The sequence below is a fragment of the Campylobacter novaezeelandiae genome (genome assembly GCF_018968685.1).
Taxonomy (GTDB): Bacteria; Campylobacterota; Campylobacteria; order Campylobacterales; family Campylobacteraceae; genus Campylobacter_D; species Campylobacter_D novaezeelandiae.
This window is the reverse complement of the sequence record NZ_CP076657.1, coordinates 229398-245590: the sequence shown is the minus strand read 5'-3', so window position 1 is coordinate 245590 and position 16193 is coordinate 229398. Positions and strand designations below refer to the sequence as shown.

The 16193-nt window shown below is 27.1% G+C and carries 12 protein-coding genes; 1 reads left to right on the top strand and 11 read right to left on the bottom strand.

Annotated elements, in window-relative coordinates; translation table 11 throughout:
• Positions 1 to 21: 21 nt before the first annotated feature.
• From abc-f to pheS, 7 genes are all read right to left on the bottom strand, one after another.
• On the bottom strand, positions 22 to 1938 hold the full coding sequence (gene abc-f / locus CNZW441b_RS01345) for a ribosomal protection-like ABC-F family protein (RefSeq protein WP_216681455.1): 1917 nt from the start codon (positions 1936 to 1938) through the stop codon (positions 22 to 24).
• Between the two features lie 21 nt (positions 1939 to 1959).
• Positions 1960 to 2442, bottom strand: coding sequence for a hypothetical protein (locus tag CNZW441b_RS01340; protein WP_216681454.1), 483 nt, complete (start codon positions 2440 to 2442; stop codon positions 1960 to 1962).
• Positions 2442 to 4109 (bottom strand): 30S ribosomal protein S1, encoded by a 1668-nt coding sequence (locus tag CNZW441b_RS01335; RefSeq protein WP_216681453.1) that lies wholly within the window; start codon positions 4107 to 4109, stop codon positions 2442 to 2444. The genes CNZW441b_RS01340 and CNZW441b_RS01335 overlap by 1 nt, the downstream gene beginning before the upstream one ends.
• Positions 4110 to 4201: 92 nt before the next feature.
• Positions 4202 to 5035: a 4-hydroxy-3-methylbut-2-enyl diphosphate reductase gene (locus CNZW441b_RS01330; RefSeq protein ID WP_131165895.1), complete on the bottom strand. Its 834-nt coding sequence runs from the start codon at positions 5033 to 5035 to the stop codon at positions 4202 to 4204.
• Positions 5025 to 6305 carry a 3-phosphoshikimate 1-carboxyvinyltransferase gene (gene aroA / locus CNZW441b_RS01325; protein ID WP_216681452.1) on the bottom strand — a complete coding sequence of 427 codons (1281 nt, stop codon included), beginning with the start codon at positions 6303 to 6305 and terminating at the stop codon, positions 5025 to 5027. Before aroA ends, CNZW441b_RS01330 begins: the two co-directional genes overlap by 11 nt.
• On the bottom strand, positions 6302 to 8623 hold the full coding sequence (pheT, locus tag CNZW441b_RS01320; RefSeq protein ID WP_216681451.1) for a phenylalanine--tRNA ligase subunit beta: 2322 nt from the start codon (positions 8621 to 8623) through the stop codon (positions 6302 to 6304). Before pheT ends, aroA begins: the two co-directional genes overlap by 4 nt.
• A complete protein-coding gene (gene pheS / locus CNZW441b_RS01315; protein ID WP_131162968.1) occupies positions 8620 to 9612 on the bottom strand; it encodes a phenylalanine--tRNA ligase subunit alpha in 993 nt (330 codons plus the stop codon). Before pheS ends, pheT begins: the two co-directional genes overlap by 4 nt.
• Positions 9613 to 9728: 116 nt before the next feature.
• Between pheS and CNZW441b_RS01310 the strand changes: the two genes are divergently transcribed.
• Positions 9729 to 10046: a histidine triad nucleotide-binding protein gene (locus CNZW441b_RS01310; RefSeq protein WP_216681450.1), complete on the top strand. Its 318-nt coding sequence runs from the start codon at positions 9729 to 9731 to the stop codon at positions 10044 to 10046.
• Between the two features lie 33 nt (positions 10047 to 10079).
• Here the strand turns inward: CNZW441b_RS01310 and pckA are convergent, their stop codons facing one another.
• From pckA to CNZW441b_RS01290, 4 genes are read right to left on the bottom strand one after another with little or no spacing between them, the layout of a single operon-like run.
• Complete coding sequence (gene pckA, locus CNZW441b_RS01305) at positions 10080 to 11651, bottom strand: phosphoenolpyruvate carboxykinase (ATP) (RefSeq protein ID WP_216681449.1); 1572 nt, start codon at positions 11649 to 11651, stop codon at positions 10080 to 10082.
• Positions 11652 to 11669: 18 nt separating this feature from the next.
• Positions 11670 to 13448, bottom strand: a complete 1779-nt coding sequence (locus tag CNZW441b_RS01300; protein ID WP_216681448.1) for a biotin/lipoyl-containing protein — start codon at positions 13446 to 13448, stop codon at positions 11670 to 11672.
• 33 nt (positions 13449 to 13481) lie between these two features.
• Positions 13482 to 14810, bottom strand: a complete 1329-nt coding sequence (locus CNZW441b_RS01295) for a sodium-dependent transporter (RefSeq protein WP_131165891.1) — start codon at positions 14808 to 14810, stop codon at positions 13482 to 13484.
• A gap of 3 nt (positions 14811 to 14813) precedes the next feature.
• On the bottom strand, positions 14814 to 16154 hold the full coding sequence (locus CNZW441b_RS01290; RefSeq protein WP_131165890.1) for a sodium-dependent transporter: 1341 nt from the start codon (positions 16152 to 16154) through the stop codon (positions 14814 to 14816).
• Positions 16155 to 16193: the final 39 nt, after the last annotated feature.

Sequence of the window (16193 nt, the reverse complement as noted above, 5' to 3'; positions counted from 1 at the left end):
ATTGATTAAAAACCATAAATTTTAACTTTTTTCCAATACCCTAAAATAATCTTCTTCAAGAATTTTAAGTTCATTTTGTGCTTGTATTAATTCTTTAGAAAGCTTCTCAATACCTATTTCTTTATAAAATTCAGGATTTGATAAAGAATTTTGAAGTCTATTGATTTCTTTTTCTAAAATTTCAATTTTATCAGGATAAGTTTTTAAAATTTCATTTTCTTTATAGCTTAATTTTTTACTTGTTTTTTCTTTATTGGAATTTGAATTTTCTTTCTTTAACTCATTTTCATATTGTTCAATTTCGCTAATTTCTCTTTCATTATCTAAATACTCTGTATAAGTTATATGTTCTATATTAATCTTGCCATTTTTTTCAAAAGCATAAATTTTATTAGCAATTTTATCAACAAAATATCTATCATGTGAAACAAATAAAATCGCACCTTTATAATCCAAAAGATACTCTTCTAAAATATTAATTGTCGAGATATCAAGGTCATTTGTTGGTTCATCTAGAATCAAAACATCGTATTCTTTAGTAAAAAGCAAAGCTAAGGCAACTCGGTTTTTTTCTCCACCGCTTAATACGCTTACGGGTTTATCTAGAAATTCTTTCGGAAATAAAAACTGTTTTAAATAACCATAAATATGAATATTTTTGTCTTTAACCAAAACTCTATCTCCTCCATTGGGACAAAAAATTTCAATAAGAGTTTTATCTGAATTTAAAAGTGTTCTTGCTTGGTCAAAATATCCAATTTTTATATCTCCTCTTTTAATCTTTCCACTATCACTTGAAACTTGATTTAAAAGAATTTTCAAAAATGTTGATTTGCCACAGCCATTTTTCCCGACTATTGCTATACGTTCATTTTGCAAAATTCTTGTACTAAAGTCCTTAAAAAGAACCTTTTTTCCTATGCTTTTACTGATATTATCAAGTTCAAAAAGCATTTTTTTTCGGTTTAAATTTTGATTTAAATTTATTTGAGTTGCTCTTTTAATTTCAAGCTTAAGGCGATTTATAATGCCAGGATTCTTTTTTGCTTCTTCTCTCATTTTTAGAATTCTTTCTTTACGTCCTTGATTGCGCTTAAGTCTTGCTTTAACACCCCTTTTTAACCACTCTTCTTCATTTTTAAGTTGTTTTAATAAATTTTCATAACTCTTAGAAAGGCTTTGAAGAATTTGGGATTTTTTTTCTAAATAATTTGTATATCCTCCTTCAAAAACATTAATACAACCATTTTCTATCTCAACGCATTTATGGGCTACTTCTTCTATAAAATATCTATCATGGGAAATAAAAATAATACACATTTTAGATTTTTTAAGCATATCCTCTAAAAAGCTTGTCATATAAACATCTAAATGGTTAGTTGGTTCATCCAAAAGAAGAATATCAGGATTTTTAAGCAAAAGAATACAAAGTCCAACTCTTCGGATCTCACCTCCGCTTAAAGATGAAACCATTTGATCTTTAAATTCTAAAAGTTTGAATTCATTTAATATTCTATAAATTTTTTGATCGATATTCCAAGCATCTTTACTATCAATTAAATTCATAAGCTCATCAATTCTTTTTAATAAAACTTTATTATAGGGATCTTTGGATAATTGATATTGTAAATTTTCATACTCTTTTAGAGTATCATAAATTTCTTTAAGCTCTTTATGAATCAACTCATTAACACTTAAATTAATTTCAAAATTAACCTGTTGAGAAAGCATTGCTATGGTTTTTCCATTTTGTCTTATAATTCTTCCGTTATCTAAAGGTAATTTTCCAAAAATAATTTTTAAAAAAGTGGATTTTCCTTGCCCATTTTTTCCAATTATAGCAATTTTTTCACCCTCGTGAATACTAAAATTAGCTTCATTAAGAATAATTTTTTCATCAAATCTTTTTGATGCATCAATCAAATCTATGAGTGCCAAAAAAATCCTTAAAATAAATTTTTATAACCATATTTCTTTTGCTTTAGCATTGATTTTATAATCTTTTAATTTCTCAATAATACTTTCAATTAAAGTTTTATTGTCTGTATTTAGAAAAATCTCTGGATTATCTTTTGACTTTAATAAAAAATAATCAATATTAAAAAAATTCAAAGTTTGCTTTAAACAAAATATAGAATAAATATCATATTTGTTAATCACTAGCTGATAGTATTTACTTTTTTCTTTAAAATCACTTGTATCAGCTTCAAAATGCATACTAAACTGCTCTGCTGCTGGAGTGTAATCTTTCAAAGTCCACTTAGCAATTTCTTCTTGCCAAGTGGGATTATTGTTAGTAGGGACTGATTGAGTCATATTGTCTTGCATAAATTGCGGAATAAATTGGACATTTGCCTTAAAACTCCACAATAAAAAGAAAACAATAGCAAGTAAAACAATTAAAAAAAAACTTAAAAATCCTATAAGGAAATACTGTTTCATTATGATAAATGATCTTTTATAATATCACCCAAAGTAATTTTATCATTATTATTAATTTCGTTTAAAGTCTCTCTTTCTTTTATTTTTAATAAATTCTTTACACTTAAACGAATTCTATTCTTTTTTTCATCAATAAAAGCAATACTTGCTTCAATCTCATCACCAATTTTTAACCTCTCAAAATCTGAAATACTAATATCTTCTTTATGAATTAAAGCATCAACTTCTTCGCTAAGTTCCACAAAAATACCAAATTCTTTAACATCTCTAACAATTCCTTTAACTATATCTCCAATTTGATGTTTTTTAGCATAATTTTGAACAGGACTTTGAATTAATTCTTTTGTACTTAAAGATATTTTTTGATTTTCTGTATCTATCTTAATTATTTTAACTTTTATTTTATCTCCACTTTTAAACAAATCTTTACATTTGATATTTCTATTCCAAGAAGCATCTTCATTATGTAAAAGCCCCTCTATAGACTCAAATTTAACAAAAGCTCCAAATGAGGTTATTGAAGTAACTTCACCCTCTATAATATCACCACTCTTGTGCATTTTGATAAAATTATCAAAAGGTTTTGCTAATAAATTTCTTAAGGATACCCTTAAACGTCTTTCTTCAGGATTTATTTCAATCACTTCAACATCAATTTCTTGCCCTTTACTAAGATAATCTTTTGGGGTTTTAATATTTTTATCCCAAGAAATCTCGCTAATATGTAAAAAACCTTCTATATCATTACCTAAATCAACAAAAGCTCCATATGATTCTATATTTGATACTACAACTTTAATGGTATCTCCAACTTCCAAGGTGTCTTTTATTTCCATCCAAGGATCAGGTAGAGCCGCTTTAATAGATAAAGAAAGATGTTTTTTATCTTTATCATATTTAATCACTTTAACTGGAACCTTATCGCCTTCTTTATAAAAAAGATTTGGATTTACAGGACCTTTATATGAAATTTCACTATAATGAACAAGTCCATCAATTCCTCCAACATCGACAAACATACCATAAGTTGTTATTTTTTTAATAACTCCTTCTATGAGATCTTGTGTTTGCGTGATATTATAAATAGTCTCTTTTCTCTTTCTTCTTTCTTCATCTAAAATCTTTTTCCTTGAAATAACAATACTTTGATTTTCTTTATCAATCTTGATAATTTTTACTTTAAAAGTTTTGTTTAAAACATTACCATTTTCTTTGAAACCATATTGGGATTTAGGTAGAAAAAATTCAACATTATCTTTATTTATAGCTATAAGACCACCTTTATTTTTTCCTATAATTTTAACCTCAAAAATGTCCTCTTGGTATTCTTTATAGTTCTCAATAAACCAAATTACTTTTTCTTTTCTTAAAGCTTTACTATGAGATATTAAAGATTTTCCATTGCGTGACCCAATGATAGCAACTTTTATTTTATCGCCGATTTTGAATAATAAATTAGAATTCTCATCTTGAATTTCGCTAAGATCTAAAATTCCTTCTGATTTTTCTCCTATATCTATAAAGACTTCATTATCTTTAATACCAACTATAATACCTTCTGTTATGGTCTCTTTATTTGATTTATCAAATGCTTCTAAAAGTTGTCCAAAATCTTCGTCATCAAAAATTTCGTCATCTTTTTGAACTTTTTTATCCGCCTCAGTCATTGGGTTCCTTTTTAATTTAAATTTATGAATTGTATCTTATTTTTTATAAATTAATACTAATTTTTTTCTTTTTTGACAAAATAATTACATTTTTATTCTATATTAAAAGACCTAATCTCATTCACAACTTCTTGAATAATCCAATCAGGAGTGCTTGCTCCAGCACTAATGCCACACAATTTTTTATTTTGAAACCAACTTCGATCTAATTCGTTTTTAGTTTCTATTAAATAACTATCACTACAATAATTTTTTGCAATCAAAAAAAGTTGTTTAGTATTAGATGAATTTTTTCCTCCTACTATAATTACAATATCACTTTTTTGAGAAAGTTTAGCTATAGCTTCTTGATTTTTAAAAGTAGCATCACATATGGTATTAAAAACTCTTACTTCTCTTACTTTTAGTATTAAAAAATTTACAATTTCCATAAAATCTTTTACTTTTTTAGTTGTTTGAGATACTACAGCTATTTTATTAGAAAAATTTATATTTTCCAACTCTTTTTTATCAAGCACTACATAAGCTTTAGTGCTTACATAACTTTTTACTCCTTTTACCTCTGGATGGTTTTCATCTCCAAAAATTACCACTTCATAGCCATCTTTGCTCATTTTTTCACAAATTTGCTGAGGCTTTGTTACAAAAGGACAAGTAGCATCAAAAATTTCAATTTCTTTTTGCTTTAAATTTTCTAAATCTTGTTTGGTAATACCATGAGTTCTTATAATAGCTCTTTTTTCATCACTAAGCTCTTTAACATCATTAAGTGTTTTAACATTAAATTTTTTTTTAAGACGCATGATTTCTTCATTGTTATGAATTAAAGGTCCAATTGTTGCAGCATTTTTAATTTGCTCAGCTTTTTTAATTGCTCTTTTTACCCCAAAACAAAAACCATAATTTTCAGCTAATTCAATCTTCAACTTGTGCTCCTAAACTCTTTAAAATATCTTTGAAATTTGGAAAAGAAGTTTTAATACATTCACTTTGTTTAATTTCAATTCCACACACCAAACCCAAAATAGCAAAAGCCATTGCTATACGATGATCATTAAAACTTTCAATTTTAGCTTTTTTAGGAAAACCTGACATAACTTCAAAACCATCATCTAATTCTTTTGCTACAATCCCGCATTTTTTTAAATTTATTACTATACTTTTAATGCGATCACTTTCCTTTACTCTTAATTCTTTAGCATTTCTTACAATACTCTTTCCTTTAGCAAAGATAAAAGCTATAGCAAGAGCTGGTAATTCATCAATAAGCCAAGAAATATTTTCTCTAATTTCTATACATTTTAATCGACTACTTTCAACATAAATCTCACCAATATCTTCAAAATCTCTTTTATAAGTTTTATAAGTAATTTTAGCTCCCATGTTTCTTAAAACTTCATATGCTTCAATGCGGGTTTTATTAAGCAAAACATTCTTTAAACAAATAGAAGAATTAGGCAATATAACTGCTGCTAATGCAAAATAAAATGCAGAAGATGGGTCATTAGGTATGGTAATATTTAAAGCTTTTAAAGGTTTTTTTAAAGGATTAATTTCAATTTCTAAACAATCATTACTTATACTAATTGGAGCATTCATGGCTTTTAGCATATTTTCACTATGATTCCTACTTAATTCTTTTTCCCTATAAAAAGAAGTTGATTTTGTATGAAACCCTGCTAAAATCATTGCTGTTTTAAGCTGAGCTGAAGAAATTTCACTCTTAAAATCAAAAGGTTTTAAGTTTGTTCCTTGTATACAAAGCGGAGCAAAACTTGCATTTTCACGCCCATAAATTTTTGCTCCTATTTCTTTAAGAGGACTACAAATTCTATCCATAGGACGTTTATTTAAAGAATTATCCCCATTTAAAATAAAAAAACCAGATACCCCGCTTAACAATCCTATTAATAAACGCATTGTTGTCCCAGAGTTACCACAATTTAGAATATTATCAGGAGTAAGTAAAACACGAGGCGGAATAATCTTAACTTGATTATTTACAATCTCAACTTTAGCTCCCAAAGCTTTAAGTATAACCAAAGTTCCCAAAGAATCTTCTGCCAAAAGATAATTTTTAGCTATGCTTGATTCTTTACAAAGCAAAGAAAATATGGCAAAACGCTGAGAAATGCTTTTATCAGCCGCAATATCATCTATCTTTTTATTAAAAAACCCTAAAGGGTAAACTTTCATCTTAAATTTAAACCCAAATCTTTTAAACCTTCTAAGATTTTATCCATACATGAAGCCACTTCACTATCTTCTAAAGTTTTTTCTTGATCTCTAAAAGTAAAAGATATAGTAAGACTATATTTATCTTGCAAAGTTTCATCTGTATAAAGATCAACTATTCTAAAGTTTTCTAAAATATCAAAATGAAAATTTTCTATATAAGTTTTAATTTTATCATAAGAAAAATTCTTTGGAATTAAAATGCTTAAATCTCTATGAATACTTGGAAATTTAGAATAAATTTTAGCTTTTTTATCTTTTAAATTAATAGTATCTAAATCAAACTCACACACATAAGTTTTAAGCAAAGATCTTGCATTTTCAAGTTTTAAGTGCAATCTTCCTATAAATCCAATTTTAATACCATTAACATATAAATCAGCTTGTTCATAAGGGCTTAAAAAAGTATAATTAGAAGCAATAAGCTTAAATTCTCCTATTATATTTTTAATATCAAGTAAAAAATCATAAAAATTTACTAAATTAGGTTTTGCTTTATTAGAAATTTTGCTTTCCTCTTTATATCCTGAATGTATAAAAGCCATATGATTTAATTCTTGATTATTTTGATCAAATACTACCCCACTTTCAAAAAGTTTAACTAATTTTTTTGAATTTTTGATATTTAAACTTGCTGCATTTATAAGATGATTTAAAAGCGTGGTTCTTAAAGTATTTAACTCTTGATTTATGGGATTTACTAGTGTTAATTGTATAGGTTTAAAATTAAAATCTTTTAATTCTTCCTCATTATCTAAAATAAAATGTAAACTTTCAAAATAACCATTGTTAACAGCTTTTAATCTGAAATCTAAAAGTTTTTTATAATCTTTATAAACCAAATTTAATCTATTTTTTTCAACAAAATTTAAATTCTTAGATTTTATATTATCTATTCCTATAATTCTAACAACTTCTTCGCAGATATCAGCTAGATTTTTAATATCTGGCCTATGAATAGGAGGTTTAACATTTACTAAACCTTCTGCAAAAAAAATAATTTCAAAACCTAACTTTTTAAGAATCTTTAAAATCTCATCTTTATCAACAACTTGCCCTATAATGTTATTTATAGTTTCAATATTTAAAGAAATACTAGGAATCTCTTTTTCTTCAGAAATTTGCTGAGAACTGCTATAAATAATAATATTTGGAATGGTTTTAAAAATCTTAAGTAAAAAATCCATTCCCAGATTAAGTTTTGGCTCACTTCCTCTAAAACTTCTATAAAAAATATCATTATCTTGTTCTTTGTAAACATTTTTTGCATTAGCTATTGTAAAAGGATCTGTGTAATTTGCTTCTATAATAATAATTTTTGTTTCTACATCACATTTTAACTTTTTTTCCTGATATATACCGCTAATTCCTAATATTTGATTATTACAAGAAACTTTTGTAGCGCCATTTGCTTCCTTGCTTAAATTAAAGGTTAAATCCTCATTCTCCTTGCTTAATTCATTAAAGTTATATGCATTAAAAAGCACTCCGGTAGAATAAGTTGTATAAAAAAGGAAATTTTCAATTGTATTTGTTTTTAAAGCCCCAATTTGTGCCAATCTTAAACCATATAAAAGCCCAAGTTTTATATTTTCCTTAATCTCAATTGCTCTATAATTAAATAAACTATTAAGATTTTTTTCAGCCTGAAGTCTTAAAATTCTACCAATACCTAAAACATTTTCTTCCTCTTTAAAAACAGGAAGTTTTTTTAAATTCAAATCCCAAGCAGTTGCTAGATCTCTTGCTATACCATAAACACTTAAACAATCTCCTCTATTAGGAGTTAATTCAACTTCAATCAAATCATCATTAAAGACACTATATTCATTCAAAGCTCGACCTAACTCTAATTTACCTATACTCTCGTCTAAGATTAAAATTCCGTCATTAATTTTAGCAAAACCTAATTCAACAGAAGAACAAAGCATACCGTAAGAGTCTACCCCTCTAAGCTTTGTTTTATTAATCGTCATACCATTTGGCATTATAGCCCCAATTAAAGCTACAGCTACAAATTGTCCTTGTGCTACATTAGAAGCTCCACACACGATTTGCAAAATCTCATTGCCAACATCAACTTGACAAATACTTAATTTATCGGAATTTTCATGTTTAACTTTTTCTTTAACAAAACCTACAACAATTTTATCAGAAACTCTTAGCCTATAAGCATTAGCAACTTCAATCCCTATAGAATTTAAAGTATTAACCAATTCACTTAAATTCTTATTTTCTATATCAAGCCAATCACTTAACCAACTTCTTGTAATTATCATCTAAATTGCTCCAATAGTCTTAAATCTCCTTCAAATAAAGACCTTAAATCAGGAATTTGATGAAGCAGCATAGCAAATCTTTCAACACCAAGCCCAAAAGCATAACCACTTACATTCTTATAATTTACAAAATTATACACATTAGGATCTACAATACCACAACCTAAAACTTCAAGCCATCCTGTATTTTTACAAACTCTACATCCTTGACCTTTACAAAAAACACAAGAAATATCAACTTCTGCAGAGGGCTCTGTAAAAGGAAAAAAACTTGGACGAAATCTAATATTAATATCCTTAAACATATAATGCAAAAAGTCTTCTAAAACACCTTTTAAATGAGCAAAACTTATTTTTTGCCCTTCCTCTACCACAAGAGCTTCAACTTGATGAAACATAGGAGTATGCGTTATATCAAAATCTCTTCTAAAAACAACACCAGGTGCTATCATACGAATAGGTGGTTTTTGCTTTAACATGGTTCTAATTTGCACAGGAGAAGTTTGAGTTCTTAAAAGTCTTTTATCATCAAAATAAAAAGTATCTTGCATATCTCTTGCTGGATGAGATTTTGGCAAATTTAAAGCTTCAAAATTATAAAAATCTTCTTCAATCAAAGGACCTTTTTCGATGCTAAAATTTAAATTTGAAAAATATTCTATAATCTTATCCATAGTGCTAAGAACTGGATGTAATGCCCCTGATGTAGCACTTTCATCAAAATAAGTAAAATTTAAAACATCTTGTTTCATTTTTTCATTTAATTCTAAATCTTCTAATTCTTTTAATTTTAAAGAGAAAAAATGATTAAATTCATCTTTTTGTTTATTTAATATACTTGCTAATTCCTTTTTTTCTTCACCTTCGATATTCTTAAGCTCTGAAAATTTTTGTGTTAATATGCCTTTTTTTCCAAGAACTGAAATTCTAAGATTTTCAAGATCATTTAAATTATCACATTTTTTAATTTGTTCAATAATTTCTTGCAATTTGTTACCTTACTTTCATAATTATTTATAAAAATTTAAATTTATTTTATAAAAATAAATTTAAATTCACAATAAAAATTCTAAGATATAATTGTAGAAAAATAAAAAGGATAAAAATGCACGAAAAAACTATTTTTGAAAAAATTGTTGATGGAGAACTTCCTTGCAATAAAGTCTTAGAAAATGAAGATTTTTTAGCTTTCTATGATATTAACCCTAAAGCTCCTATACATATTTTAATTATTCCTAAAAAACATTTTAAAGACTTTCAGGAATTTGACCCTGATTTAATGGCAAAAATGACTTCTTTTATACAAGAATTAGCAATACTGTTAGAACTTGATAAAAAAGGCTATAAGCTTTTAACAAACTGTGGAAAAAATAGTGGTCAAGAAGTTTTTCATCTTCATTTTCATATGTTGGGTGGTTTTTAAATTTTTGCAAAAGTAAAATTACTTTTGCAAAAATTATAACTTAGGACCGAATTTACTATATTCTATTCCCTCTTTTACATCTTCATAACGTTTAAAATTTTCTATAAACATCATAGCCAACTTATTTCTTGTATCAATATATTCTTCTTTGCTACTCCAAGTGTTAATAGGATTTAAAAGCATAGTTTCAACACCATTTAAAGACTTAGGTATCAATAAATTAAAAATATCAAAATTTTCAAATTCGCATTGATTAATACTTCCATCTAAAATGGCATTAATACAAGCTCTAGTAGCTTTTATACTCATTCTTTTACCAACTCCATACTTTCCACCACTCCAACCAGTGTTTATTAAATATACATTAACCTTATGTGTATCTATCTTTTCTCCTAGTAATCTTGCATAAACAGTTGGATGAAGAGGCATAAAAGGTTCACCAAAACAAGCTGAAAAAGTTGCTTGTGGCTCAGTAATTCCACGCTCTGTTCCTGCCACTTTTGCTGTATAGCCACTTAAAAAATAATACATAGCTTGTTCTTTATTTAACTTACTAACAGGAGGCAAAACTCCAAAAGCATCAGCTGTTAAGAAAATAATATTTTTAGGATGAGAAGCCTTTAAATCTTTTTTATGGTTTTTAATATGTTCAATTGGATAAGAAACTCTAGTATTTTCAGTTTTTGAAGAATCTGCATAATCAACACTCTTATCATCTCTTAAGACAACATTCTCCAAAAGGGCATTTTTCTTAATAGCTGCATAAATTTCAGGCTCATTATTTGGATCTAGATTAATCGTTTTAGCATAACATCCGCCTTCAAAATTAAAAATTCCCTCATCATCCCAACCGTGTTCATCATCACCTATTAATTGTCTATTAGGATCCGTTGAAAGCGTGGTTTTTCCTGTACCACTTAATCCAAAAAATAAAGCCACATCTCCATCTTTTCCTACATTAGCACTACAATGCATAGAAAGTTTATTTTCAAGCGGAAGCCAATAATTCATCATAGAAAAAATTCCTTTTTTCATTTCTCCGCCATAGTAAGTTCCTCCAATAATCGCTATGTTTTCTTCTATATTAAAAACAACAAAAACTTCTGAATTTAAACCATCTTTTTTAAAATCTTCATTAATACACTTACAAGCATTATAAACAACAAAATCGGGATTAAAATTTTCTAATTCTTCTTTAGTAGGTCTTATAAACATATTTTTTACAAAGTGTGCTTGCCAAGCAAATTCAGTAACAAAACGAACACTTTTTCTAGAATTTAAAGAAGCTCCACAATAAGCATCTTGAATATAAACATTTTTTCCGCTTAATTGTTTTTTAACTTTTTTTAAAAGTTTTTCAAATAATTCTTTACTAATAGGTTGATTAATTTTTCCCCAAGAAATATATTTTTGAGAAGGATCTTGTTTAACAAAATATTTATCTTTAGGACTGCGTCCTGTAAATATTCCTGTATCAACACAAAAAGTGTCATTAAAACAACTTTCTCCTTCTTGATTGTTTTTTTCATGTTCATTTAACTCTTCATAACTTAAATTATAAAATACTTTTATATTTTCTAAACCCAATGCATCAAAATTTTTCATGACTTTTCCTTAAAAATTTTATCTAAAACTTACAATAATTTGACCTTCGCTCACACTATCACCTAATGATACAAAAATCTTCTCAATAATTCCATCTTTTGGAGAATTAATATCCATTTCCATTTTCATAGCTTCTAAAATCATTATCTTTTGCCCTACTTTAACTTCTTCTCCTTCTTTAACACAAATTTTAAAAACATTTCCAGAAATTTCAGAAGATATTACTTTTTCACTATCAAAATTATTTTGTGTATTTGAATTAGTTTCTTTTTTTTCTTTAACAATTAAATCCTTATTATCTTTTGGATTAATTTCAACATCATATTTATTTCCATTAACTAAAACTTCAAATTTATTTTGTTTTAATGACAAACTTTTAGGCAACTCATCTTGTATCTTACGAACATTAACTTTAGCCTCTCCCTTTAAAAAAGCTATTCCTTTTTCTTTACAAGCTGCTACAATAAAAATATTTTCTTCACTTTGCTCAATATTGTGTTCTTTTAGAATTTTTTTAATATAAGCTATGCTTTTTGTCTCATCTTCATCAGCTAGATCAGTGGCCAATTTTGTAGTTGGTTCTAAATTTAGCTGCTCTGAAGCAAGTTTTACAATCTCATCATCTGGTTTAACCGGAGTTTTTCCAAAATATCCAAGAACCATTTTACCATAACCAGGAGCAATTTTTTTCCAAGGACCAAAAATTACATTATTAAAAGCTTGTTGAAAATAAAATTGCGAAACAGGTGTAACAGAAGTTCCAAATCCTCCTTTTTCTACAACCTCTTGCATTGCTTTAATTACCTCAGGAAGTTTATTTAAAACATTATTATCTCTCATCATTTGAGTGTTAGCCGTTAATGCGCCTCCTGGCATAGGAGAAAATAAAATAAGAGGATTTGTCATAGAAGCTTCAGGGGGTAAAAAATATTCTCTTAAACAATCTTTTAAAATTTCTTCATATTGTAAAACTTTTTCCTCATTTAAACCACCCAAATCATAATCCTTGCCTTTTACAGCATGAAGCATGGTTAAAATATCAGGCTGGGAAGTTCCTCCGCTTACTGGCGCTGCTGCTAAATCTATGCCATCTACACCAGCTTCTAAAGCTGCCAAATAACAAGCAACACTAACTCCTGCACTCTCGTGAGTGTGAAATCTTATATGTGTTCCTTGTGGCAATATTTTTTTAGCCATTTTAATCGTTTCATAAATTTTATTTGGATTTGAAGTTCCACTAGCATCTTTAAAGCAAATACTTGAAAAAGGAATTTGTTCTTTTAAAATTTCTTTTAAAATTCTTTCGTAAAAAGGAACATCATGAGTTCCTTTACAACCTGGTGGTAAATCCATTAAAGTTATAGCTACTTCATGTTTTAATCCGTATTTATTTATACATTCTGCACTGAATTTAAGATTATTAACATCATTTAAAGCATCAAAATTTCTTATCGTTGTGGTTCCATGTTTGGCAAATAATTTAGCATGCAAATCAATTATTTCTCTACTTGCTGTTTCTAAAGCGACAGTATTAACCCCTCTTGATAAAGTTTGCAAATTTGCTTCTTTTCCAACAATTTCTCTAAATTTATCCATCATTAAAAAAGCATCTTCATTTAAATAAAAATATAAACTTTGAAATCTTGCTCCACCGCCAAATTCAAAATGAGTAATTCCCGCTTCTTTTGCAGCTTCTAACGCCGGAAAAAAATCATTCATTAAAACTCTTGCCCCATAAATTGACTGAAAACCATCTCTAAAAGTTGTATCCATTATATCTATAAATTTTTTAGCCATACGTTTTTTCCTAAAAGTCTAAATTCTCAAGCATTATACAAAAATTTGATAACACATGATAAAAATTATTGCCAAAGGCGAAATAAAACAAATAAAAAATAACCAAAATAAAAAAACTTTTTTATTTAGAAATTTACAAAAAACTTTATAAATCCTTTTTTTATCCATAAAAAAACCAACAAAAATAGAACTTGCTATTGCTCCTAAAGGTAATAAAAAATTTGAAGTAAAATTATCCAAAACCTCAAAAAAATTAACTTTTAAAAAAGAAAAATTTTTATTAAGAGATAAGATACAAAGTATTCCTAAAATATAAACAATAAATCCTACAAAGACTAATGCTTTTACGCGTGTTATTTTGTAATTATTTATTATATAAAAAACAAGAGGCTCTATCATAGAAACCGCTGAAGTAATCCCAGCAAAAAATAAAGCTAAAAAAAATCCAAAAGCCAAAAAATAACCAAAAATTCCAAGCTGCTTAAATAGGCTTATTAAGGAAATAAAAACCAAACTAGCACCTTGAGAGTGAGGATTGGCTCCAAATTCAAAAATAAAAGTAAAGACTATAAGCCCCATCATCAATGAAATTAAAAGATTTATTAATATAATTAAAATTGAACTTTTAATAAAATTTGTTTTCTCATTTAAAGCTGCTGAATAAGTTACAATACAACCAATACCAAGACAAAGAGTAAAAAAAGCAAGCCCTAAAGCCTTTAAAACGGATTGAAAACTAAAATTAGAAAAATTAGGATAAAAAAGATAATTCAAAGCTTTAATAAACCCATTATCAAATTTCATACAAAAAATTAACATCAAAATTAACATCAAAAAAAGACTAGGCATAATAATAATATTAAGCTTTTCAATCCCTTTTATTAAACCTTTAGAAACAATAAATAAAGTTAAGAAAAAAGACAAAGAATAAAATAATACAGAAATACTTAAATTTTCACTAATTAAATATGTAAAATCAAATTTTGCTTCTTCTAAATTCATAGGCAAATAAAATATACTTGTCACAGTATATTTTAAAACCCATCCCATAATCATAAGATAAAAAGAAAGAACAAAAATTCCCCCAAGCATAAACAACCCAGCATAACGCCATTTTTCAGGATATTTAATAGCAAGACTTGAATAAGCATTTGCCAAATCACTCTTGCTTAACCTCCCCATAGCAATCTCTGCTAAAAAAACACTAAAGCCTATTGTTAAAGTGAAAAGTAAATATAAAAGTACAAAAATAAAACCCCCATTTTCTGCACTCAAAGTTGGAAATTTCCATGCATTTCCAAGACCTATTGCACCACCAGCTACTACTAAAACAAAACCTATTTTGCTAAAATAATTTCTCATAATTTATCTAATAAATGTACTAATCATGATAATAATCACAGCTAGAGGAGAAATAAAACGCAAAAATACATACCAAAGCTCAAAATAAATCCCTCTCATATAAGGTTTAAAAAGAATTTTTAAACCCTCTTTCTTCATGATAAAGCCAACAAAAATAGCCACTAAAATTCCACCAAGAGGCATAATAATCTTACTTGATAAAGAATCCAATATATCAAAAAAACTCATTCCGAAAAAGCTAAAATATCCATGAGTAAAACTAAGATAAGATAAGATACAAAAAATACCTAAAATATATACAATAAATCCAATTATTATAAGAGCTTTTTTACGACTCATCTCATAAGTATTGATAAGATAAAAAGCAAAAGGTTCTATCATAGAAATTGCAGAAGTTATTCCAGCAAAAATTAAAGATATAAAAAAAGCAACAGCAAAAATAGAGCCTATAATGCCTAATTTAGAAAACAAAGTTGATAAAGAAATAAAAATCAAACCAGGACCACTTGCGGCTGGATCTGCATTGAATTCAAAAATAAAAGTAAAGACTATAAGCCCCATTAAAATACCTACTAAAATATTAATAAAAATAATATTTAAAGTGCTAGTAATAAAATTTGTTTTATCGGGTAAACTAGCAGAATAAGTGATTATAGTTCCAACTCCTAAAGAAAGACTAAAAAAAGCCATTCCTAAAGCTTCCAAAACAGCAGAAACGGAAATTTTTGAAAAATCAGGAACAAATAAAAATTCAGCTGCCATATAAAAACCATCTTTACTCATTGTATAAACTAGCATCATAATAAGCAAAATAAATAAAGTTGGCATCATCCAAATATTTAACTTCTCAATTCCATTTTTAACACCTTTAGAGACTATATAAAAAATAACAAAAAATACCAGAGTAAAACAGATTAATTGACTCAAAAAATCTTTATGCAATAATTCATTAAATTGATCTTTTGCAGAATTAATATCAAAAGGTAACTCAAAAGTAATACTTAAAAAAACATATTTTAAAATCCAGCCAATAATCACACTGTAAAAAGAAGCAATTAAAATATTGGCTATCATAGTAAAACCAGCAAAAGACCATGCTTTTTTATGTTTAGGGGCTAATGTTCTATAAGCATTTACTGGATCTTTTTCACTTAGTTTACCAAGAGCCAATTCAGCAAGAAAAATAACAAAACCAACCCCAAGAGTTAAAATAAGGTACAAAAGAACAAAAGCCGAACCCCCATTTTGTCCAACCAAAGTTGGGAATTTCCATGCATTTCCAAGACCAACAGCTGATCCTGCTACAGCTAATATAAAACCTATTTTTGAAAATTTAGAACTCAAAATACAACCTTCATTTAATATTTATTTTTATTTAAGTAT